This is a genomic window from Enterobacter sp. MALB-1 (assembly GCF_041021625.1).
GTDB lineage: Bacteria > Pseudomonadota > Gammaproteobacteria > Enterobacterales > Enterobacteriaceae > Enterobacter > Enterobacter oligotrophicus.
In genome coordinates, this window is the sequence record NZ_JBDPJL010000001.1 from 2,798,124 (window position 1) to 2,821,636 (window position 23,513).

Annotated in this window: 18 protein-coding genes; 5 read left to right on the forward strand and 13 right to left on the reverse strand. The window is 54.0% G+C overall.

Features of this window, described 5'->3' with window-relative positions; translation table 11 throughout:
- The first annotated feature begins 72 nt into the window (after positions 1–72).
- The 4 genes from pncB to aspC all read left to right on the forward strand — a co-directional run bounded on the left by pncB (position 73) and on the right by aspC (position 5,931).
- Positions 73–1,275, forward strand: coding sequence for a nicotinate phosphoribosyltransferase (pncB, locus tag ABGB15_RS13470; RefSeq protein WP_215723006.1), 1,203 nt, complete (start codon positions 73–75; stop codon positions 1,273–1,275).
- Between the two features lie 167 nt (positions 1,276–1,442).
- Positions 1,443–2,843, forward strand: a complete 1,401-nt coding sequence (gene asnS / locus ABGB15_RS13475) for an asparagine--tRNA ligase (protein ID WP_215723007.1) — start codon at positions 1,443–1,445, stop codon at positions 2,841–2,843.
- A gap of 605 nt (positions 2,844–3,448) precedes the next feature.
- Complete coding sequence (locus ABGB15_RS13480) at positions 3,449–4,555, forward strand: porin (RefSeq protein ID WP_269777594.1); 1,107 nt, start codon at positions 3,449–3,451, stop codon at positions 4,553–4,555.
- 185 nt (positions 4,556–4,740) lie between these two features.
- The gene (aspC, locus tag ABGB15_RS13485; protein WP_152084105.1) at positions 4,741–5,931 is read left to right on the forward strand and encodes an aspartate transaminase; all 1,191 of its coding nucleotides are present in this window, start codon (positions 4,741–4,743) and stop codon (positions 5,929–5,931) included.
- A gap of 50 nt (positions 5,932–5,981) precedes the next feature.
- Here the strand turns inward: aspC and ABGB15_RS13490 are convergent, their stop codons facing one another.
- From ABGB15_RS13490 to cmoM, 7 genes are all read right to left on the reverse strand, one after another.
- Positions 5,982–6,629: an MBL fold metallo-hydrolase gene (locus tag ABGB15_RS13490; protein ID WP_215723008.1), complete on the reverse strand. Its 648-nt coding sequence runs from the start codon at positions 6,627–6,629 to the stop codon at positions 5,982–5,984.
- Between the two features lie 20 nt (positions 6,630–6,649).
- Positions 6,650–7,201, reverse strand: coding sequence for a YcbK family protein (locus tag ABGB15_RS13495; RefSeq protein WP_215723009.1), 552 nt, complete (start codon positions 7,199–7,201; stop codon positions 6,650–6,652).
- A gap of 176 nt (positions 7,202–7,377) precedes the next feature.
- Entirely contained in the window at positions 7,378–9,201 is a 1,824-nt protein-coding gene (gene ldtD / locus ABGB15_RS13500; protein WP_215723010.1) for a L,D-transpeptidase, read from the reverse strand.
- Positions 9,202–9,381: 180 nt separating this feature from the next.
- Positions 9,382–13,830, reverse strand: a complete 4,449-nt coding sequence (gene mukB, locus ABGB15_RS13505) for a chromosome partition protein MukB (protein WP_215723011.1) — start codon at positions 13,828–13,830, stop codon at positions 9,382–9,384.
- Positions 13,830–14,534, reverse strand: a complete 705-nt coding sequence (gene mukE, locus ABGB15_RS13510) for a chromosome partition protein MukE (RefSeq protein WP_215723012.1) — start codon at positions 14,532–14,534, stop codon at positions 13,830–13,832. The genes mukB and mukE overlap by 1 nt, the downstream gene beginning before the upstream one ends.
- Positions 14,515–15,837 (reverse strand): chromosome partition protein MukF, encoded by a 1,323-nt coding sequence (mukF, locus tag ABGB15_RS13515; RefSeq protein WP_152084099.1) that lies wholly within the window; start codon positions 15,835–15,837, stop codon positions 14,515–14,517. The genes mukE and mukF overlap by 20 nt, the downstream gene beginning before the upstream one ends.
- Before the next feature lie 3 nt (positions 15,838–15,840).
- Positions 15,841–16,620 carry a tRNA uridine 5-oxyacetic acid(34) methyltransferase CmoM gene (gene cmoM, locus ABGB15_RS13520; protein ID WP_152084098.1) on the reverse strand — a complete coding sequence of 260 codons (780 nt, stop codon included), beginning with the start codon at positions 16,618–16,620 and terminating at the stop codon, positions 15,841–15,843.
- A 124-nt stretch (positions 16,621–16,744) separates the two neighbouring features.
- On the opposite strand from cmoM, the gene elyC reads away from it, so the two are divergent.
- Positions 16,745–17,524: an envelope biogenesis factor ElyC gene (gene elyC / locus ABGB15_RS13525; protein ID WP_152084097.1), complete on the forward strand. Its 780-nt coding sequence runs from the start codon at positions 16,745–16,747 to the stop codon at positions 17,522–17,524.
- Here the strand turns inward: elyC and ABGB15_RS13530 are convergent.
- From ABGB15_RS13530 to msbA, 6 genes are all read right to left on the reverse strand, one after another.
- Positions 17,501–18,394: a YcbJ family phosphotransferase gene (locus ABGB15_RS13530; protein WP_215723013.1), complete on the reverse strand. Its 894-nt coding sequence runs from the start codon at positions 18,392–18,394 to the stop codon at positions 17,501–17,503. The genes elyC and ABGB15_RS13530 overlap by 24 nt on opposite strands.
- 145 nt (positions 18,395–18,539) lie before the next feature.
- Positions 18,540–19,286, reverse strand: a complete 747-nt coding sequence (gene kdsB / locus ABGB15_RS13535; protein WP_215723014.1) for a 3-deoxy-manno-octulosonate cytidylyltransferase — start codon at positions 19,284–19,286, stop codon at positions 18,540–18,542.
- Positions 19,283–19,465: a protein YcaR gene (gene ycaR, locus ABGB15_RS13540; protein ID WP_152084094.1), complete on the reverse strand. Its 183-nt coding sequence runs from the start codon at positions 19,463–19,465 to the stop codon at positions 19,283–19,285. The genes kdsB and ycaR overlap by 4 nt, the downstream gene beginning before the upstream one ends.
- Before the next feature lie 45 nt (positions 19,466–19,510).
- Positions 19,511–20,740, reverse strand: a complete 1,230-nt coding sequence (locus tag ABGB15_RS13545) for a winged helix-turn-helix domain-containing protein (RefSeq protein WP_152084093.1) — start codon at positions 20,738–20,740, stop codon at positions 19,511–19,513.
- 44 nt (positions 20,741–20,784) lie between these two features.
- Positions 20,785–21,762, reverse strand: coding sequence for a tetraacyldisaccharide 4'-kinase (gene lpxK, locus ABGB15_RS13550; RefSeq protein ID WP_152084092.1), 978 nt, complete (start codon positions 21,760–21,762; stop codon positions 20,785–20,787).
- Positions 21,759–23,507 (reverse strand): lipid A ABC transporter ATP-binding protein/permease MsbA, encoded by a 1,749-nt coding sequence (msbA, locus tag ABGB15_RS13555; protein ID WP_152084091.1) that lies wholly within the window; start codon positions 23,505–23,507, stop codon positions 21,759–21,761. The genes lpxK and msbA overlap by 4 nt, the downstream gene beginning before the upstream one ends.
- Positions 23,508–23,513 lie beyond the last annotated feature (6 nt).

Below are 23,513 nucleotides of genomic sequence, written 5' to 3' on the forward strand. Positions count from 1 at the left end.
CACTAAACAAGGTATACTCCGGAGTTGTTTATTGTACTAAACGCTCCTGTGAGAGGATGCTACTGCGCACCTATGACTCAATTCGCTTCTCCTGTTCTGCATACGTTGCTGGATACCGACGCGTATAAACTGCATATGCAGCAAGCCGTTTTCCACCATTATCATGATGTCCATGTAGCGGCTGAGTTTCGCTGCCGTGGCGACGACTTGCTGGGTATCTACGCAGACTCCATTCGTGAACAGGTCGATGCCATGCAGCATCTGGCGCTGCAGGACGACGAATATCAGTGGCTTTCCGGCCTGCCTTTCTTTAAAGCCGATTATCTGAACTGGCTGCGCGATTTCCGCTATAACCCGCAGCAGGTCACCATCACCAATGAAAACGGCAAACTGGACATCCGGCTTGAAGGTCCGTGGCGTGAAGTGATCATGTGGGAAGTACCGCTTCTGGCTGTGATCAGTGAGCTGGCTCACCGCTATCGCTCTCCGGAAACCGGCGTTAAGCAGGCGGTTGCTTCGCTGGAAAACAAACTGGTTGAGTTCTCACATCTGACCAACGATCTGGATATGTCCCGCTTCCGCCTGATGGACTTTGGCACGCGCCGCCGTTTCTCGCGTGAGGTTCAGCAGGCCATCGTTGAGCGTTTGCAGCAAGAGCCGTGGTTTGTCGGGACCAGTAATTACGATCTGGCGCGTCGTCTGGACCTGACGCCAATGGGCACCCAGGCACATGAATGGTTCCAGGCGCATCAGCAAATCAGCCCCGATCTGGCCAACAGCCAGCGTGCTGCACTTGCCGCGTGGCTGGATGAGTACCCGGACCAGCTGGGTATCGCCCTTACCGACTGCATTACAATGGATGCTTTCCTGCGCGACTTTGGCCCCGAATTCGCTGAGCGCTATCAGGGTTTACGCCATGACTCCGGCGATCCCGTTGAATGGGGCGAGAAGGCCATTGCTCATTACGAAAAACTGGGCATTGACCCGATGAGCAAGGTGCTGGTCTTCTCTGATAACCTTGATTTAGCAAAAGCCGTCGATCTCTATCGCCATTTCTCCTCCAGAGTGAACCTGAGCTTTGGGATTGGGACCCGTTTGACCTGCGATATTCCTCAGGTGAAACCGCTGAACATCGTCATAAAACTGGTGGAATGTAACGGCAAGCCGGTCGCGAAACTCTCCGACAGCCCCGGTAAAACCATCTGCCATGACAAAGCGTTTGTTCGCGCATTGCGCAAAGCGTTCGATCTGCCACAGGTTAAAAAAGCCAGTTAATCGCTTTCGGGAGCCTGACCGGCTCCCCTCTCCTTATTTATTTCTGATTTCTTCTCTTTTGACTGCGAAATCTGCTTGTCTGGCGGCGGATGCCAGGTAACATAGATATCCCCCCTTTAAGGGCGGACAAGTGTTTATTTTTTCCGACTATTAACAGAGAGAATATTATGAGCGTTGTGCCTGTAGCCGACGTACTCCAGGGCCGTGTCGCCGTTGACCAAGAAGTCACCGTGCGCGGATGGGTGCGTACTCGCCGAGATTCTAAAGCTGGCATCTCCTTCCTTGCCGTCTATGACGGTTCCTGCTTTGATCCTGTACAGGCCGTCATTAATAATTCTCTGCCCAATTACAATGATGACGTTCTGCGCCTGACAACGGGTTGTTCCGTTATCGTTACCGGCGTTGTTGTCGCATCGCCTGGTCAGGGTCAGAGTTTCGAAATTCAGGCATCTGCGATTGAGGTCACCGGCTGGGTTGAAGATCCGGATACCTACCCGATGGCGGCAAAACGTCACAGCATCGAGTATCTGCGTGAAGTGGCGCACCTGCGCCCGCGTACCAACCTGATTGGTGCGGTTGCTCGCGTGCGTCATACGCTGGCACAGGCGCTGCACCGCTTCTTCGATGAGCAAGGTTACTTCTGGGTATCCACCCCGCTGATTACCGCTTCCGATACGGAAGGTGCGGGTGAAATGTTCCGCGTCTCAACGCTGGATATGGAAAACCTGCCGCGCACGCCGGAAGGCAAAGTGGACTACGACAAAGATTTCTTTGGTAAAGAGTCCTTCCTGACGGTATCTGGCCAGCTCAACGGTGAAACCTACGCCTGCGCACTGTCGAAGATCTATACTTTCGGCCCAACCTTCCGTGCTGAAAACTCCAACACCAGCCGTCACCTGGCGGAATTCTGGATGCTGGAGCCGGAAGTAGCGTTCGCGGATCTGGATGATGTTGCAGGCCTGGCTGAAGCAATGCTGAAATATGTCTTCAGGGCGGTGCTTGAAGAACGTGCTGACGACATGAAATTCTTCGCAGAGCGTGTAGACAGTGATGCCGTTGCGCGTCTGGAGCGTTTCGTTTCCGCAGATTTCGCTCAGGTGGATTACACCGATGCGGTCGCCATCCTTGAGAAATGCGGTGAGAAATTCGAGAACCCGGTTTACTGGGGCGTTGACCTGGCTTCTGAGCATGAACGTTATCTTGCAGAGAAACACTTCAAAGCACCGGTCGTCGTTAAAAACTACCCGAAAGATATTAAGGCGTTCTATATGCGCCTTAACGAAGACGGTAAAACGGTTGCCGCGATGGACGTTCTGGCTCCGGGCATTGGTGAGATCATCGGTGGTTCGCAGCGTGAAGAGCGCCTGGACGTACTGGATGCGCGTATGGCTGAGATGGGTCTCAATAAAGAAGACTACTGGTGGTATCGCGATCTGCGCCGTTACGGTACCGTACCGCATTCCGGTTTCGGTCTTGGTTTTGAGCGTCTGATTGCTTACGTAACGGGTGTTCAGAACGTGCGTGACGTGATTCCTTTCCCACGTACTCCACGCAGCGCAACCTTCTAAATCCTCGTCATCTCAATGGCCAGCTCTGCTGGCCATTATTTTATTCTGCATTGTCAGTTTGTGTCAGTTAAAAGTCAGTATCTTTAAATCTCAACCCCGACAAATCCCCTGATTGTTACCTGGTATTTCCCCGAAATATCTTTGAACAAAAAATAAACCGCACAGACATTGCGCCTAATCTATTTCTTACGCTTTAGCACAAAACTCAGCCAATTTCTCAGACTTCCAGATGTCCAGAGTGCGTCATAAGAAAAATAAACTTGTTTAACTTCTGTTTATATGAAATGCCTTTATCAAAATTAAACATAAGCAATTCATATATATAGGATAGGTTCAGTCGTTTAAATAACCAATCGGTTCTGAAATTTGAGGTGCTTCACAAAGTTCCTTAAAATTCACATTTAGTTACACATAATTTCTTTTTGTTACTGAATCTTGAGGATTGTAGCACTTTCAGGCTAGCGAAACGGTTCTATGAATGGAAAGATGCCTGTCAGATACATAAAGACACCAAACTCTCATCAATAGTTCCGGAAATATTTATTGACAGAATTTATTGACGGCAGTGGCGAGTGTCATAAAAAAACCAATGAGGGTAATAAATAATGATGAAGCGCAATATCCTGGCAGTGGTTATCCCTGCCCTGCTGGTAGCCGGTGCAGCTAACGCTGCAGAAATCTATAACAAGAACGGCAACAAACTGGACTTCTACGGTAAAGTTAACGGCGAGCACGATTTCGTGACCACCGGCGACGACACCAATAGCACTGATGGTACTTACGCACAGATTGGCTTCAAAGGCGAAACCCAGATCAACGATCAACTGACCGGTTACGGCCAGTGGGAATACCGTTTCATGGCTAATCAGCCTGAAGGCGGCAACCAGTCCAACAAAAACCGTCTGGCTTTCGCTGGTCTGAAAGCAGGTGACGCTGGCAGCATCGACTACGGTCGTAACTACGGTATCGTTTACGACGTAGAATCTTACACCGATATGGCACCGTCCTTCTCCGGTATGACCTGGGGCGGTAACTACGTCGATAACTTTATGACCAGCCGTAGCACCGGCTTGCTGACCTACCGTAACAGCGATTTCTTCGGTCTGGTTGACGGTCTGAGCCTGGGCGTACAGTACCAGGGCAAAAACGACCGTGCTGACGTTAACACCTCTAACGGTGATGGCGTAGGTTACTCCCTGGGTTACGATTTCGGCGAAGGCTTCGGTGCAATCGCATCTTACAGCAACGCTAACCGTACTCTGAATCAGAAAGCTGATGGCCAGGGCGATAAAGCTGAAGCATGGGGTGTCGGTCTGAAATACGACGCTAACAACATCTACCTGGCAACCACCTATGCTGAAACCCGTAACACTACCCGTACTGGTTCTAGCGGTGATGCTGGTTTTGCTAACAAAACCCAGAACTTCGAAGTTGTTGCTCAGTACCAGTTCGACTTCGGCCTGCGTCCGGCAATCTCCTACGTCCAGACCAAAGGTAAAGACCTGGCTGCCGTCGGTGGCTTCAGCGGTGGCGATGCAGATCTGGCGAAATTCGTTCAGGTTGGCGCGACTTACTACTTCAACAAAAACTTCAACGTGTGGGCTGACTACTACATCAACCTGCTGGACAAAGACGACGCATACGTGTCTGAAGTTGGCGGCATCAACGGCAACGACGACATGGCTGCTGTTGGCGTAACTTACCAGTTCTAATCAGTACACCACTTTGTTATATGCTTAAGAAACAGGGCTTCGGCCCTGTTTTTTTTATGCCTGAAAGCAAAAAGTCGCGTCTTTTGAAAAGCCGCACGCTTTTTGTCGCAAACGGTTGGCATTTTGTAAATCTACCGTTAACCTGATAGCGGATTTCACTTCTGTAATCACAATGGAACTTCGTCATGTTTGAGAACATTACTGCCGCTCCTGCCGACCCAATTCTGGGCCTGGCCGATCTGTTTCGTGCCGACGACCGCCCTGGCAAAATCAACCTGGGTATTGGTGTATATAAAGATGAAACCGGCAAAACTCCGGTACTGACCAGTGTGAAAAAAGCTGAGCAGTATCTGCTGGAAAACGAAACCACCAAAAACTACCTCGGTATTGATGGTATCCCTGAATTTGGTCGTTGTACTCAGGAGCTGCTGTTCGGTAAAGGCAGTGCAATTGTAAGTGACAAACGTGCGCGCACGGCACAAACCCCTGGCGGTACAGGCGCATTGCGCGTTGCGGCGGATTTCCTTGCGAAAAACACCTCAGTTAAACGTGTCTGGGTAAGTAACCCAAGCTGGCCAAACCATAAAAGCGTCTTTAACTCTGCTGGCCTGGAAGTGCGTGAATACGCCTACTACGACGCCGCAAACCACTCGCTGGATTTCGATGGCCTGCTGGCCAGTCTGAACGAAGCGCAGGCGGGGGATGTGGTGCTGTTCCACGGCTGCTGCCACAACCCAACCGGTATCGATCCAACGCTGGAACAGTGGGAACAGCTGGCAAAACTGTCCGTTGAAAAAGGCTGGCTGCCCCTGTTCGACTTCGCCTATCAGGGCTTCGCCCGTGGTCTGGAAGAAGATGCTGAAGGCCTGCGTGCGTTCGCCGCGGTGCATCAGGAACTGATCGTCGCGAGTTCCTATTCCAAGAACTTCGGCCTGTATAACGAGCGCGTGGGGGCCTGTACGCTGGTCGCTGCTGACGATCAGACCGTTGATCGCGCATTCAGCCAGATGAAATCCGTCATTCGCGCTAACTACTCCAACCCACCGGCTCACGGTGCGTCTGTTGTTGCTACTATCCTGAGCAACGATGCCCTGCGCGCTATCTGGGAGCAAGAGCTGAACGATATGCGTCAACGCATTCAGCGTATGCGCCTGCTGTTCGTGAATACACTGGCAGAAAAAGGTGCTGACCGTGATTTCAGCTTTATCATTAAGCAAAACGGCATGTTCTCTTTCAGCGGTCTGACCAAAGAACAGGTGCTGCGCCTGCGTGAAGAGTTCGGTGTATACGCTGTTGCCTCTGGCCGTGTAAACGTTGCGGGTATGACGCCAGACAACATGGCACCGCTGTGTGAAGCGATTGTCGCGGTGCTGTAATTTGCACCCAAACAAAAAAGCCTGCGTTATGCAGGCTTTTTTAATGCGGGTTACCAGACAGGCATTTCATCCTGAAGGAACGGATTATGCAACCGTTCATAGCCCAGCGTTGACATCGGACCGTGTCCAGGAATAAACGTCACATCATCGCCCAGCGGCAACAACGTCTGTTTAATTGACTGAATCAACTGCCCGTGATCGCCACGCGGGAAATCGCTGCGTCCTACGCCGCCTTTGAAAATCACATCGCCGGAAATCAGCAGACGGGACTGGTCATCAAAGAAGACGATATGGCCTGGCGTATGCCCAGGACAATGCAACACCTGTAAAGTCACATTCCCTACGGTTACGCTATCTCCTTCGTTCAACCAGCGATCGGGCGTCAACGGCAGACACTCATCAAGGCCAAACATGCGGCTTTGGGCGGGTAACCCCTGCAGCCAGAACTCATCTTCTTTTTCCGGGCCAATCACCGGCACACCGTAGTGTTCAGCCAGCTCCGCCGCAGCACCCACATGATCAAGGTGACCATGGGTCAGCAAAATTTGCATCAGCGTGACACCGCTGGCTGCGACCTCTTGCTTGATTTTCTCGGCGTCACCGCCGGGATCGACAAGCGCGGCCAGTTTGGTTTGCTCGCACCAGATTAATGAACAATTCTGGGAGAACGCGGTAACCGGAATAATACGATAGTTCATACTGCTCCTGTGTTTCGTTATTACCAGTGCCGAACCGGCCCGGTATCAATATGCACAAAGTTGCTACGTGGGTAATATCCTACACCACCTGCGCGCATAGATAACGCAGCTTTGCGAATATTGGCTAACGAAACGCCTTCAATATGGAAATCCATTGCCTGCCCTTTCGTGTGATAGCTTTTTTTGGCTACCCCACGGCTGTGGGCGCGCAGTTCATTATTGGTATCAAGGGAGCGATAGCCAGAAATGAGCTGCACCGGCTTGCGGGTTCCCAGCAGGCCCTGAAGGCGGAATAATTGATCAAATAATCCTGGGTCGATGGCTTTTATTTTATTCGCGCGGAAATCACGGAAAAAATGGTTGAGTCTTGCTAATTCATCCTGAATATAGCCTCTGCCATCAAAAAACTCCGCTTTAAGCGTCTCACCCGTGTGGAGGTTGTTGAGCGTTAAAATGCGCGGACGAGGTGTCGAGAGGGTGGCAAATGCTGGCGTCGGCAGGATGGCCGCTGCGCCCAGCGCAACGCCACCTAACGCCAGCAGTTTGCGGCGATTAGCGTCAAATTTGTCCATGATAATCAGGTCTACAGGTCAAGGTTTATCGTATGTATGCTTAGCGCACGAAGGGCACCATAACTGGCAAAGCCAACGACGTCAAGGCACCCAACCCCAGTAAATACGGGGCTTACAGCCTTATCGCCCCGATTTCACCATAACTTACGACAATCTATTTTCCCGAACTACTTCATTTATCTGATTAATTGTTCAGCTTTTGGCAAAATTTGTGCGCCAGATCGCGCGGGGAGATCATAATTGTAAATATCTGTACGATACTGGGTACGCCCGTCTTCGCCAACAAATGCCGTCAGATAGTAAAGGTTGACCGGAATATTGTGTCGAATGTTAACGTAACGCGTATCCCCTTGTTTCAGCGCATCGGAAATCCGCGTATCGTTCCAGCCTGCATCCTGCAATAGCATATTGGCCAGTTCAGAGGCTTTGTTCACGCGAACGCAGCCAGAACTGAGCGCGCGGGCATCTTTCTGGAACAGGTTATGGTTCGGTGTATCGTGCAGGTAAATAGCGTCCGAACTTGGCATATTGAATTTATACCGTCCCAGCGAGTTATGTGCGCCAGGTGCCTGCTGAAAACGGAACGGCAGGTTCGAGGCGGTAATTGTTGACCAGTCAACCATATACGGATCGATAGCCTCTTTGCTGTTCCATCCTCGCATCACGGTATATCCATGGCGTTCAAGATAACCCGGATCGTTCCATACCTTCGGCAGGATATCTTTGCGCGCAAGCGTAGGCGGCACGTTCCACGGCGGATTCACCACAACGTTATTCAACGCGCTGCTCATCATCGGTGTTTTACGGTCAGGACGACCGACAATCACACGGGACGCCAGCACTTCACTACCGTCCTGGTAATAAACCAGGGAGTAGGCAGGAATGTTAACCATAATACCGGTCGACAACGTGCCCGGCAGCAAGCGCAAACGCTGGATGTTCAGGGCCAGCACACCTGCACGCTGCGCAGGAGAGACATTCAGCCACTCACGCGTTGACTGACCAATCACACCATCGGCTCCCAGCCCCTGCGCGGCCTGAAATTGCTTAACCGCCGCGACCAGCTCGCGATCGTAAGCCGCAGGTTTATCGCTCAACGCCACGGCTTTCTGCTCTTTCACCGGTGCAGACGGGCTGACAACCACACTTTGCGGATCATCACCCGGAAGCGCGATTTTTGGTCCATTTTCCAGAATGCCGGAACGTTTAAGGATCTCACGCAGGGCTGGAACATCACTGCTCCACTGGCCAGGGCGAAGCGTTGCAGTCGCCCGCAGTTGCGGCCAGGGACGGGAATCTGCCACCAGCTCAAGTAAGGACTGGTGCATCGTGGCATATTGCGGGTGTGCAGGTGCCAGGCTTGCGATAAAGCGTGGCAGTTGGCCATTATCCAGCGACAGTTGCCACTGGTTAATCACCGACAGTGCAGGCGTTGCCAGCTTGTACGGCTTTTCGCTGTATAACCAGCGATTACCATTGACCGGAATACCCGCCACAAACTGAAGGTAACCCATCAGCGCATCGGACAGCACCACATCACGCGCCTGCCCGGTCACGGCAGGATCGGTCAGCAACTGGACCCACGTTGTAAATTGCGGCTGAAAACCCGCAATGGCCACTTCCGCCAGTTGCTGCTGGAAAGCACGTACCGCGTCGCGATCTTCCCACATTGGTTTCATATCGCGCGCAGCATAAAGCAGCGTTAACTGGTTGATATAAGCAGGTGTATAGCCGGACGGCAACCCCGTCATCAGCTGCTGGCGAAGCGATTCGGTGTCGATACCTTCCGGTAACGGCTTAATGCCGGCCATAATGGCCGTCGCCGGAGATTGTTCCAGCGGTTGCGACAGTGACGTAGGCTGTGCACCCATCGTTGCGGAGCTGTCACTCGGCACAATTTCAGGCTCGTCGGCCTGAGCGGTAAACAGTGGAGCAAACATCACCGTCAGGCACAAACTCAGCGCTGACAGCTGACGACCACGATTTTTCATTAGCAACATCCCTTGCCCCCTGTTTTCTCACGACATTCCCAATACACTGGGGCTAATCTTCATTATAGGAAGGCAAAAACGCTGTTGCCTTACCTTATGTAAAGAAGTTTAAAGATAACGCAGCCGTAAGTACAACTTAAGAGAATAAAAAAAGCGGCGCATTTGCGCCGCTCTTTGTAACAAAACGCGTTATGACGCGTCAGCCGTACCCGGTAATGACTCCGGTGGCTGCGGTGCAAATCCGCGCAAACCGACAACGTGTACGTGCTCACTGTTCTGGAACACCTTACGCACCAGCTTGTAGGTCGTCCCTTTTTCCGGGCTGATATTTTCCGGTGCCGCAATGATGAGCTGCATATCAAGGCGATCGCAAAGCTCAAACAGCGTGGCGATGGAGCGCGCATCAAGACGTGCCGCTTCATCCAGGAACAGCAAACGGCATGGAGAGATATCTTTGCCGCGCAGACGACGCGCTTCATCTTCCCAGCTTTGCACAACCATCACCAGAATCGACATCCCCGTACCGATAGCTTCACCGGTAGAGAGCGCGCCGGATTCCGCACGCAGCCAGCCGTCTGAACCACGGTTAACCTCAACTTCCATCTCCAGGTAGTTACGGTAATCCAGCAGCTCTTCGCCGATGGTTTGTGGCGTACGCTGCCCCATATCAATCTGTGGATTCAGGCGCTGATACAGTTTCGCCAGCGCCTCGGAGAAGGTCAGACGGTTGCTGTTGAACAGATCCTGATGCTGTTCGTGTTGTTCGGACAACACATCCAGCAGCGTGGCGTGAGCTTCACGCACATTCACGTTCAGACGCACGCTGTTAACCTGGCCGAACGACACGCTCTGCAGACCCTGGTTCAACTGGCGGATACGGTTCTGCTCGCGCTGAATGGTTTTGCGGATGATATTCGCCACGCTGCGGGAACTGATAGCCAGTTTTTGTTCGCGGGAGGTTAACTCTTCCGTCAGGCGGCCCAGCTCGATTTCCATCTGTTCAATGGCTTCAACCGGATCGTCGGTACGGATAATGTCCTGACGAATACGTTCGCGCAGGTGCTGATAAACCGCCACGAAGAACTGAATTTTACGCTCAGGACGCTTCGGATCTTCTGACATGCGCAGCACGTCGCGCAGATGCTCGTTATCCGCCACCGCCAGACGCAACGCACCCAACGCTTTATCCGACATGGAACGCAGTTCATCTCCGGAGAGATACGCCAGCTCACGACGATGCAGACGACGTTCAACACCGTTGTCTTTCACCATGCGCATCACCGCACACCAGCCCGCCTTCGCGGTCACGACCTGCTCGCGCATTTCGTGATAATCGCGTTCCAGCTTGCGCAGCCGACGAGTCAGATTGTCCATCTCCGCTTCGCAGAAGGTCAATGCTTTTTCCAGCTGATTACGGCGCGCACGGTTGTTGCTGAGCTGCGCATGTAGCTCATCGCGACGAATACGCGCCCTCTCTTCTGCACCACTGTCGGCACGCACGCCGATGTCCTGCAGCTCTTTATGCAGATCGTTTAACAGCTCTTTCTTGGTGTCGAAGGAGCTTTTCAGCGAGGCCATGACCTGGCTGTACTGGCTCAGTTGCGCAGCATGAGTACGCATCGCGTCACGAGCGCGGGTACGCTCCGCTTCGGCCTGCTCAAGGCGCTGGCGCAGTTTTTCATTCAGGTCACTGTTGCCGCTCAGCATTTCCGCCGAGTCGGAGTAGCCAAAGTGGGCGCGACGTTGCACCACTTCCGTCAGGGCAAACGCCTGTTGACGCGCTTCGCGCTGGACCTGCTGAGACCAGGCATAATCTTCTTTTAACTGCTCGAACTGCTCCGGGTCGCTCTGCAGAACGGAAACCATTGGCTCCAGCTTCGCCAGTTGATTACCGTACTGCTGAACGAAACGCGCGGCTTCCTGGGCTTCATCCAGCCGTTCCTGGATTTCATCCACGCGGTCTGCCAGCGTGTCATCGGCCAGCAGATTCAGACGAGGCAGGATGCGGTTCAGCGCGGCAACGCCCTCTTTCGCCTGTTCGAACTGGACGCGGCTCTGCTGGTTATCATTTTCATGATTAGCAATCGCCCGCTCCAGCTCACCACGACGGGTGTTGAGCTTGCGAATTTCGGCTTCCGGGTCCGCTTCAAAGGCCACGCCCAGATGGCTGCCGATAAAGCGGCTGAAGGCCTGGTGCAGACGCTGAGTTTTCTGAACGTCGAACGACAGAGTCGCAAAACGTTCGGAAAGGGTTTCACGCTCCGCGTGCAGGCTTTCGATACGGCTTTCACGCGCGGCGCGGCCAAACAGCGGCAGTTCCGGGAAGCGTGAATAACGCCACTGACGGTCAGCGATTTTTACAACTACCGCTTTTTCCAGTTCATCGACGCTGAACACGCTGTCATCAAACGACTGCGGATCGCCCTCGATCAGATAGAGATCTTCCGGACAATCTTCCAGGCCTGCGAGTTGCTCAGAAATCAGCGACAGATCGGGCACTACAATCGCGTTACGCGACGGGCCGTACAGCGCGGAGAAGTACGGTGCGTCATCAAGACCCACATCGTCATAAATTTCAGACAGCAGCACGCCGCCAAAACGCTCCGCCAGAGTGTTCAGGCGCGGATCTTCTGCCCCGCCCGGCTGGCTTAAGCGTTCAATTTCTTCGTCGACGTCACGTTTACGCGCGCCGACTTCATCACGCTCAACAATCGCTTCGCGTTCACGCTCCAGCAGTTGTTGCAGGTATTCAGTCACTTCCTGGCTGGATTCAAACTCTTCGCCACACTGCTCGCTGAGCTGGTTCAGGCTGCTTTGCGCCGCAAGCCAGACCGGTGCACGCTGCAACAGCGCCTGCGAGCGGGACTGGAGCTGTTCCATCTCCTGGCGTAGCGTCATGCGCTGTTCGCTGGCGCTGGATACGGTATCGGACAGGGCCGCAATACGCGCCTCCAGCTCCTGATGCAGGGCTTCCAGATCGTCGATATCGTAATTTTTACCCTGACGCTTGCAGAACTCGGCCAGCAGACGCTCGGCTTCCTGCTGCTCGCGCAGGCGCTGCTCCAGCTCGTTCAGACGCATACGCAGCGGTTGCACCTGCCCGGCCAGATGGCGCTGATTCACGCTATCGCGCAGCAATTCACGCGCAACGTCCCACGCTTCATTACGCGCAAGCGGGCCATTGATCGCTACCACGAGTTGATAAGCCTGTTCAAACTGGCTGTGTGCCGTTTGCGCTACGCTCATTTTCTGCTCGAGAGACAGCAGTTTCTCCGTGGCTTCCTGCTCTTTGGCCTGGAAGGTTTCCAGCCATTCATCGGCGCTGTCCGGCGTTAAATCCGGCAGATGGCACAGCTCTTTTGCGCGCTGCAGCGCCTGAAGTGCCTGAGTGTACTGAATGGCACGCGTCTGCTGCACGTCCAGCGCCTGCTGATAGTCGGCAAGCTGGCTTTTCAGCTCATCCACTTCCAGCTCGGCAGCTTCGGCGCGCGCTTCGTTCTCTTCCTGCATGTCGGCAGCTTCAGCCACCACTTCATTTTGCTCTTCGAGACGAATTTGCAGTTCATCAAGATCCGCTTCATAGCGCTCGATTTTTTCCTGCTGGCGCAGTGCGGTCTGCACCAGGTTCAGGTGATCGCTGGCCGCCTGATAATCCGCTTCCAGATCGCCCTCGGCACCGTTGTGCTCGCCCAGTTCGCGCGCCATTTCAACGTGCTTATACTGCTCGGCCACCAGCTGTTTACGGGAGGTAAACAGTTCACGGCGGTACTCTAACGCCTGATCGAGATGAATGCGGCGCTCGTTGGCGTGACGCATATAGTCCGCAGCCACATAGTTTGTGGCTTCGCTGATCAAGTGTTTAAACAGGTCGCGATCGGACTGAGTCACGCGGATCGCTTCCAGCGTCATGCGGTTTTCACGCAGCGCGGCTTCCATATCCTGGAAGGCCTTACGCACGCCGCTGTTTTCCGGCAGCAGGTAGTCACGCAGGGAGCGGGTAATGGCGCTGGAGATACCGCCGTACAGTGACGCTTCGATCAGACGGTAGTATTTGCTACGGTCTGAGGCGGTGCGCAGGCGACGCGCGACAACGCCCAGATCAAACATCAGGGAGTGGTAATCGGTAATAGAGTTGAACTGCTTGAACTGCACGCCTTCGATCGTTTCGAGCTTGTCTTTCAGCTCCTGCAGGGTCAGCACGCGCGCCTGGCGTTCGTTCAGGGTCTCCGTCAGCAGCGCCGTGGGCTGCATCGATGTTGGCAGCCCCTGGATGGCGAACGGTTTAATATCAACTTTACGGTCGCGCCCGGCAACCTGCTGCAGACGCACACCCACCACGACACGCTGGTGACGAGAGTTGATCACATCCAGCACCGAATAACAGACACCCGCTTTCAGCTTACCGTGCAGGCCTTTATCACGGGAGCCGCTTGTCGCCCCCGCTTCGGTGGTGTTACGGAAGTGCAGCAGCGTCAAATCTGGGATCAGCGCCGTAACGAAAGCGGCCATGGTGGTGGATTTACCCGCCCCGTTACCGCCGGAGAGCGTGGTCACCAGCTCATCCAGATCGAAGGTTCGGGCAAAGAAACCGTTCCAGTTAATCAGCGTTAGTGAGCGAAATTTACCGCGTTCAATCATTACTCTTCCTCCCCGCTATCCGGCTGATTCTCTTCGTGCTCATCATTGAGCTGCAAATGGTTTTCCACCGGCATCGCTTCACCGTCGCGGATCATACGCAGCTGCGCCTCACGCGCATCGTCACCCGCACGCACATCGGCACCAAAGCGGAAGACGGACTCCGTAATGCGGAATTTGCTGCTGTCATGGCCCATAAACCAGACCATCCCCAGACGGCGCAGACGGTTCAGGGAAGAGCGTACTTTTTCCTGCAATTTCTGACGATCGAGATCCGAACCCGTTGAACGGTTATTCACCAGCTTCAGCAGCTTGCTTTCATCCGCCAGCGCGAGCAGCTCATCGTAAAGCTCCTGCTGAGTGAAGATACCTTCGTTCGCCAGACGTTCCGGGCTGAGATAGAGATAGCAGAGAATTTTACCTACCATCATGTCCAGCTCGGAAAGCACGGAACGCGGAATAAGCGTCGTGGAGCGCGGACGCAGGTAGAAAAAGCCTTCCGGCGCACGGATAAGCTCAACGTTATAACGCGCGTAAAACTCCTCCAGATATTCCTGGAAGTCCATCAAAAAGGCGTGATTATCCAGCTCGTCAAGGCCAATGTGACGACCGGCACGCAGCTGGCTGTCCAGCGCCGGAAACAACGGATTTGCCAGCGCCTGTGCCAGTTTCACTGGCATCACTTGTTCAATATTTGTCAATGACATGCGCCTGTACCTTGGCTCCGTAATCGTTAATCGGCTGCCACTTCGGCGGCAGTCCGGTGAAATCTGCTTGTGCAACACCCAGGCGCACAGCCTGGTCTACAACAATGCGGGCGATATCAAAATGGCGCGCACGTGGATATTGCGCCAGATAGTCGCGCACCACGAGCCCAAGATCCAGCGGCACTTGTCTGGTTTTGTAGACAGCAAGCTGTTCTTCGATCATCGCCGCAAGTTGTTCGCGAATTTCGTTAAATTCTTCGTATTCCAGATCCGGTGGCAATTCACCGGTCACCTCTTCGTCGCGCAGCGCCATCTCTTCGTCGCGCATATCCAGCAGACGATCGGCGTTAGCGTAGGTCAGCGCCCATGGCGCATCGAAATAAGTCTGTACCGACTGACGCAGACGCTGAGCAAAGACGCGGTTTTTATCCATATCGATGGCGGTACGGATAAATTTATGCACGTGACGGTCATAGCCAATCCAGAGGTCGATCGACTGCTGGCCCCAGCTAATAATGCGATCAAGTTTGCTCTGCAGGTCGAAGACCAGACGATCTATAAAATGCAGATCGTCATGCGCCAGCGTCGCATCCTGAATACGCAGCAGGTTGGCCTGCAGTTTGTCACCCGCCGCCTCCAGCGTATCCTGCAGCTCACGCAGCGTACCGGAAGTTTCAGACAGTAAAAGTTCACAGCTTGAGATGGCCGCGCGCCAGTCTTTGTTTAGCAACTGGGCGATATCATCTTTTACCTGCTGCTGTTGTTCGTCCATCAGACGCTGAGTCAGATCGATGCTGTCGAATATCTCCGCAACCGAGTATTTCAGCGGGGCGTAGACGTTGCGGTGCCAGTGGAACTCATCGCCGTTTTCATCCGCGGCATCGGCAGCGCGTTTCAGCTCGCCCGCCACAATGGAGAGCTGCATAGAAAGGCGCAGCGTGGAGAACTCACGCTGACGGATGTAGTAATCAGTTATGCCGATGCCCAGTGGCGTCAGACGATAGATGGCGTTTCCTTCCGCCTGCTCGCTGGTAAAGCGGTTCAGCAGACGTTGACGCACCATATCGTTGATAGCGTTGTTAGCACGCACGCTAATGGTTTCGCTGGTTTGCTCAAACGCATCACTGACATGGCGGAACGCATCCACCAGTTCACCCTCGCTCATTTCACCATCCAGCCGTTCGCCGTTCAGCGTGGCAACCGCCAGCAGGAAAGAGAGTCTGTCTACCGGCAGCGAGATGGCGAAATCATTTTTCCTGGCCCAGGCAACCAGTTCTGGGACTGTCTGGGAAAATTCACTCATAGGTTATCCTTGCATCTGCGGTTTGCGGGCAGTGACATGTATATAACGGCCAAGGCTGATAAACGGCTCCTGGCGGCAATACCGCGTTTCTAATTCTGCTAAGGTATCAAAACAGTCACGCTGTTTGTGTTTTTCACGCAGATAATCATGAAACACCCTGACGCCCGTCTTTCCGGTAATCTCCCAGCCAATCTCTTCCAGCCAGCTATAGACCTGCTGTGGATCGCGTGGGTAGTCCGGCGAAAGCGTGCGCTTTTTCTTTTTCGGCATCCCGACCTGAACGTAGTCGAAGTTACCTGCAACCATGTTGTGCATCAGGAAGCCGTTTGCATTGTAGAACATCAACGACAGCGTGCCGCCGGGGCGCAGCATTGACCAGAGGGTTTGCAAGACCTTTTGCGGATCGGCAACCCACTCCAGCACAGCATGAAACAATATCAGATCAACTTCGGTTTCCAAATGTTGAGCAATGTCCTGAGCGGCGCTGTGTATAAAATGCATGTTGTCGCTCACACCTTTCTCTTCTGCTGCTCGGGTCGCACGCGCAACCATCTCAGCAGAAAGATCGCAAAGCGTGACGTGATGACCGCGCTGCGCCATTTTTATGGCCGTTTGCCCTTCACCGCCGCCAGCGTCCAGCACACGCAACGTCTGGCTACCGTAAGCGGCAAGGATGTTGTCCAGATCCTGCCAGAGGATCGTCTGACGCAACTGCCCTTTGGTGGTGCCATAAATGTTGCGCGAAAACTTTTCCGCGATGTCATCAAAATTGCGATCCCGCATTGGGAGAGTTCCACTCGCTAACTGCAATACCGCTATTTTGTCACACCCGAGCGGAGAATGAACCTCTCTGGTGTAATATCACAGACAATCGCCTGCTATATGGTTAAAAAAGGAACCAAAAAGGATGCTTTTTACCCTGAAGAAATACATCGGAGGCATGATGCTTCCTCTTCCGCTGCTGCTTCTGCTCATTGCGCTGGGGCTGGCGCTGGTGTGGTTTAGCCGCTTTCAGAAAAGTGGCAAATCGATCATTACTCTGGGCTGGCTGGCACTGCTGTTATTGAGCCTGCAACCGGTGGCCGATGGACTATTGCGTCCCATAGAAGATAAATATGCAACCTGGCAAGGCACGCAAAAAGTTGAGTACATCGTGGTGCTGGGAGGCGGCTATACCTGGGATGCAAACTGGGCCCCCAGTTCTAACCTGATTAACAATAGCCTGCCGCGTCTGAACGAAGGCATTCGTCTGTGGCTGGCGAATCCGGGATCAAAGCTGATCTTCACCGGCGCGGCGGCGAAAACAAATCCGGTCAGTACGGCAGAAGCCGGAGCAAGAGTGGCTGAATCACTGGGGGTGCCGCGCTCCGCAATCATCACGCTGGATAGCCCAAAAGATACGGAAGAAGAAGCCGCAGCGGTTAAAGACGCGATTGGCGATGTCCCGTTTTTACTGGTGACGTCTGCTTCGCACCTGCCAAGGGCCATGATTTTCTTCGAGAAACAAGGACTACACCCCTTGCCCGCCCCTGCCAATCAGATGGCCATAAACGCGCCGCTCAACCCGTGGGAACGGGCGATTCCGTCCCCAATGTGGTTGATGCACAGCGATCGGGTAGGCTATGAAACGCTTGGTCGCGTCTGGCAGTGGCTGAAAGGCTCGTCAGGCGAGCCAGGGCAGCAGTGATTTTGTCGCAAGATCGAAGTTGGCGCGGTTGAACCTGCCGGTATTCACCAGTTGCGCCACTTCATCCCAGAGCAGATAGAGCCAGCGCCGCCAGAGAAACGCCTCTGCGACAGGGGCTCGCTGCAGATAATGCCACAGCAAACCTTCTGCAGAACCGCTATCGCTCAGCCGGAACAGCTCATATTCGCGGGGGGCCCAAAGCATGATCCCCGGTCCGACCATCGCCAGTAACTGGTCGCTGCGGGGATCTTTCAACATACTGCGCAGCGTGAAATTGCCATGCACCAGGACGCAGTTATCGTTGAATCCCTCAAACAACGCAGGCAGACACTCGCGTGTGCGGAAAAGGATGCGTTTGTCCTGCATGGTTAAGCCGGTATTATTGAACTGATTAAGCGTCCCCCATAGCACCTCAACACGCTGGCGATACCACAGAGGCCACAGATTTTCCTGAGTGCTGTCTACAGGGCCGACAAGCCCGCGGCTATCCTGCCGGTGCCAGGCCAGCAGCGCTTCAACAATCTGATCTTTTAGCTGTTCCCAGCGTTCCGGCGTGCGAGCCGGAGCTTCAACAGAGACGCCGCGTAAACGCTCAATAAGGAGTACATCCGGGCCAGGGTGTTCCTCATGCGTCATCACGCCGTAAACCGTTGGCATGCGGACCGTCCCTTCCCGTGCCAGCATCGACATTTTCCAGGCGAGCTGTCTTGCGACCCCCGGTGAGGTAAAACTTCTTGCCATCAGTGGCATCGGGTTTCCCTGGCTGTCGTACAACGACCAGAGAGCGGTATCTGCTTTTTCATTCACGCACTCGACCCGGCTTAACTTTTCGCCAAGCAGGTGGCTGAGTTCGGCACGCAGTTGTTCCATATGAGATTACCCCCATTAAGACTACTGCTTTTATAATGAGCGCGCGGGGAGCAGAAGTCACCCGTGAGAGATCAATTATGGAAAAGAAAAGAAAAAAATAACCAGGCGGGAGAACATCCCCCCGAACGAGGGGATGGCGGTAAAATTAACGCATTTCGGTACGCACGCGCTCAAGGTCTTCAGGCGTATCAACGCCCGTACCCGGCACTTCCTTTGCCACTGCAACGTGGATCTTTTCGCCGTACCACAGCACGCGAAGCTGCTCAAGCATTTCAATATGTTCCAGCGGGCTGGGTGCCCAGCTGACATAGCGGCGGATAAAGCCTGCACGGTAACCGTAGATGCCAATATGACGCAGGAAGGTGTCGCCTATCGTCTCTTTTGAAACGGCAAAGCGATCGCGATCCCATGGAATGGTCGCACGCGAGAAATAGAGCGCATAGCCTTCAGCATCCATCACCACCTTCACCGCATTCGGGTTAAACGCCTCTTCGGCATGGTGAATCGGCACAGCGAGCGTTGCCATACCGACCTGACGCTGAGCCAGGTTTTCCGCCACCTGGCGAATAATGACTGCCGGGATCATCGGCTCGTCGCCCTGCACGTTAACAATGACCGTATCGTCGCTGAAACCACATTTTTCGACAACTTCAGCCAGACGTTCAGTACCAGACTGGTGATCGGCGCGGGTCATGCACACTTCTCCACCCGCTGCTTCAACAGCACGTGCAACATCCGCATGGTCAGTGGCGACAATAATGCGATCGGCACCTGATTCACGCGCACGTTCGAGAACATGCACAATCATCGGCTTGCCATTGATATCAACCAGCGGTTTACCAGGCAGACGCGTTGACGCATAACGCGCCGGGATAATGACGACAAAACTCATGGTTTGCTCTCTTCTGCGACCAGGGAACGGGCTTCATTTTCCAGCAGGACAGGAATACCGTCACGCAGAGGGAAAGCCAGGTTGTCCAGTTTGCATATCAGCTCTTGTTTATCCTGGCTGTAATACAGCTTGCCGTTGCACACCGGGCAGGCAATGATTTCAAGTAAACGGTGATCCATAGTTCCTCCGTATGGGTAATTGCTACAGCTTAACACATTCCCTCTTCAGGCTAAGCCTGTTTCCCAGCCACGTTGACAGGATATAAACAACCCGTCAGGCAGACGCCCCAGCGTGACTTCCCTGGCTCCCTGCCAGACAGCAAACTCATTAATGGCAGACGTTAATCCCCTTTCCAGCGCGGCCGTGACGTTCACGCCCTCTTCCAGATAGAGCGCAATGATCTCCAGGATACCGGTTTTACGGTGCATCTTGGCATCCATACGGCCGACCAGTTGCCCTTTGTGCAACAGAGGCAAAACGAAGTAGCCATACTGACGTTTTGGTGCCGGGGTATAACATTCCAGCCGATAGCTAAAATCAAACAGCTGCATGGCACGTTTTCTGTCCCACACTACCGGATCAAACGGTGACAACACCGCGCTGTGGGTGGCCTGAAGTTTGCCTTCCAGGGCCTGCGGCAATAGCGGGAGTAAATCTGCATGCAGCCACATCTCCCCCAGCGTCTCCACTGAGACCGGAATCACGCGCTGTGTCTGTTGCCAGTGCTCCAGCAACGGTTTCAGCGCAGGCTGGCGGAGACGGTAGTAGTCCGCCAGCCATTGCGGACGAAAAATACCCAGACTACGGGCACTGTTCTCCAGCATAATGGCCTCAGCGGTATCCTGGGTGAGCAGATCGCGCGCGTCATCCCAGTGCGGCATCACGCGATGCGTCAGGTCGTAAACACGCTGAAAATTACGGCGCTCCACCACCATCACTTTGCCTGATGTAAAAAGCCCTTCAAGGTGGCGCTTATGCGGCTTCCACTCCCACCAGCCGCTCGCGCCTTTTCGCGGATGTTCAAAATCAGCGGAGCGTACCGGACCGTTCTCCTGAATATGGGCAATAAGCTGCTCAATTTCAGCCGCGTGCTCCTGCATCCACTCCTGCCGGTATTTCCAGCCCATCTTGTCGGGGGAGAGCATGCGGTGGCGAACCAGTGCGAAATCGCTGCGAGGGAGGAAACAGGCTTCATGCGCCCAGTATTCCATTAGTTCACCCTGACTGAGCGCCATATCCAGCCATTGAGGCTGATAGTGTCCCAGACGGCTGAACAGCACCAGATACGGGCTACGTGCCACGATATTAATGGTGTCGATCTGCAGCAGCGACATGCGCTGCACGGTGGAAAGGATGTCTGCGGGGCGGGCGCGACGACGGGGCTTTTTAAGCAGCCCCTGCGCAGCCAGGTGTAAATGACGTGCAGCTGAAAGTGTGAGTTGCGGTAAAGACATGCTTTTTCCTGTCAGTTAACGCGCTACCGGAAACAGGATTGCTATTAATGTGTTAGCGCAATCAGCTCCCTGAGCAATTGTTCCGGCTGCTCGCCGCTGAGTTCAGCGTCAACCGGCAGATACCACCAGTTTTCTTTCGCGAAGGCACGGCATTTCACCGCATCTTTTTCTGTCATAATGAGCGTCTGTCCAGGCGCAGTCAGCGCTTCAACCTGCTCCGGAACCAAAGCCTGGTGATCGGCCAGTGGCACGCATTTTTCAAGCCGGGCACCACACTGTTCAAGCGTCGTAAAGAAGCGTGGCGGATGACCAATACCCGCCATCGCAACCAGAGAGGAGAGTTGCGCGACATCCTGACGTTCACCGGTCAAAAGATTCACCGCCAGACCAGGGTGAAGGTGCATCGGGATTTCCCCCGCTCTGGCTTCGCCACCGTTTACGATGACCGCATCAACAGACTTCAAACGGGATGCGCGTTCACGCATCGGCCCGGCGGGTAACCACCAGCCGTTGCCAAAACGGCGCACACCGTCGATGACCACAATCTCTTTGTCTCGCGCCAGGGCATAATGCTGCAGGCCATCATCGGTAATGATGATTTGAACCGCATGCTCAGCGAGAAGTGCCTTCACGGCGTCACTGCGCACAGGAGACACCGCAACCGGCGCGCCCGTGCGCTGGTAGATCAGTACAGGCTCGTCGCCAGCTTCAGCCGTTGTGGTTTGAGCGCTTAACAGCAGAGGATATTGCGCCGCTTTGCCCCCGTAGCCACGTGAGACCACCCCAGGCCGGAGACCCCGTTTCTGAAGTTGCTCTACCAGCCAGATAACCACTGGCGTTTTACCGTTTCCACCCGCAGTCAGATTACCGACCACCACCACCGGAACCGGTGCGCGCCAGGCGCGTTTCAGCCCCAGACGGTAAAGCAAGCGGATCACACCACTCACCAGACCATAAAGCCAGGAGAGCGGCAGAAGCAGCAGCCACAGCGGTGATTCACCTGACCAGATGCGTGCTATCATTCGCCAAACTGCATCTTGTGAAGCTGCGCGTAAACGCCGCGATGCGCCAGCAGATCCGCATGGCTACCACGTTCGACGATAATGCCATCTTCAACGACGACGATTTCATCAGCTTGCTCAATCGTCGACAGACGATGCGCAATCACCAGCGAAGTACGGTTCTTTTGCAGTTCATCCAGAGCCGACTGAATAGCGCGTTCAGACTCCGTATCCAGTGCAGACGTCGCTTCATCCAGGATCAGAATTGGGCTGTCTCGCAACAGCGCACGCGCAATCGCGATACGCTGACGCTGGCCGCCGGAAAGCAGAACGCCGTTTTCACCGATAATCGTATCCAGACCGTTATCCATCTTGTTGATAAAGTCCATCGCATAGGCCATACGAGCAGCATTTTCAATTTGCTCGCGGCTGTACTCTTCGGTACGCGCATACGCGATATTGTTTGCGACCGTATCGTTAAAGAGATGTACGTTCTGCGATACCAGCGCAACCTGGTTACGCAGCGATTGCAGGGTATACTCACGCAGATCATGGCCATCCAGCAGGATCTCGCCGTCGTCGATGTCATAGAAACGCGTTATCAGGCTGGCAATCGTCGATTTACCAGAACCCGAGCGGCCCACCAGTGCAACCGTTTTACCTGCCGGGATATTCAGGCTGATATTACGCAGCGCAGGAGCTTCGCGGCCAGGGTAGGTAAAGGTCACGTTACGGAACTCAACGTCTCCGTTTGCACGTTCAATCACGCGCTTACCTTCATCTTTTTCCTGCTCGGAATCCAGAATGCTGAACAGCGTCTGGCATGCTGCCATCCCGCGCTGGAACTGCGCGTTGACGTTGGTCAGAGATTTCAGCGGGCGCATCAGTGCAATCATGGACGAGAAGACCACCGTTATAGTCCCCGCGGTCAGGGTCTCCATGACGCTCGGGAAACTTGCCGCATACAGCACAAATGCCAGTGCCAGAGAGGCAATCAGCTGGATGATCGGATCGGAGATAGAAGAGGCTGACACCATTTTCATCCCCTGCAGACGCATCTTGTTGCTGACCTTATCAAAGCGTTTGGTTTCGACATCCTGACCACCGAAAATCAACACTTCTTTATGCCCCTTCAACATCTGTTCAGCGCTGGTCGTCACCTGCCCCATCGTATTCTGCATGTTTTTACTGATATTGCGAAAACGCTTAGACACGACGCGGATCGCGATAGAGACAATCGGTGCCAGAACAATGAGGATAATCGACAGCTGCCAGCTGTAATAGAACATCATCACAAACAGGCCGATGATCGAAGCACCTTCACGCACAACGGTGATCAGCGCGCTGGAGGACGAGGAGGCTACCTGCTCTGAATCGTAGGTAATACGCGACAGCAACGTACCGGTAGACTGTTTATCGAAGAAAGCGACAGGCATACCCATCATATGGCTGAACAGCCGACGGCGCATGGTCATAACCACTTTTCCCGATACCCAGGAGATGCAGTAGCTGGAAATATAGCTGGTGATACCGCGTAAGATCATCAGTCCGATAACCACCAGAGGCATCCATAGCAACACTGAGCGATCCGTTTTACCAAAACCGTCATCCAGTAACGGTTTGAGGAGCGATAACATAAAAGTATCGCTGGCTGCGTTGAGGATTAACGCTACGCCCGCCACGATCAAGCCTGCTTTAAAAGGTGCAATCATCGGCCAGAGACGGCGGAACGTTTGCCACGTGGAGAGATCTTTGTCGTTATGCATTCAAAA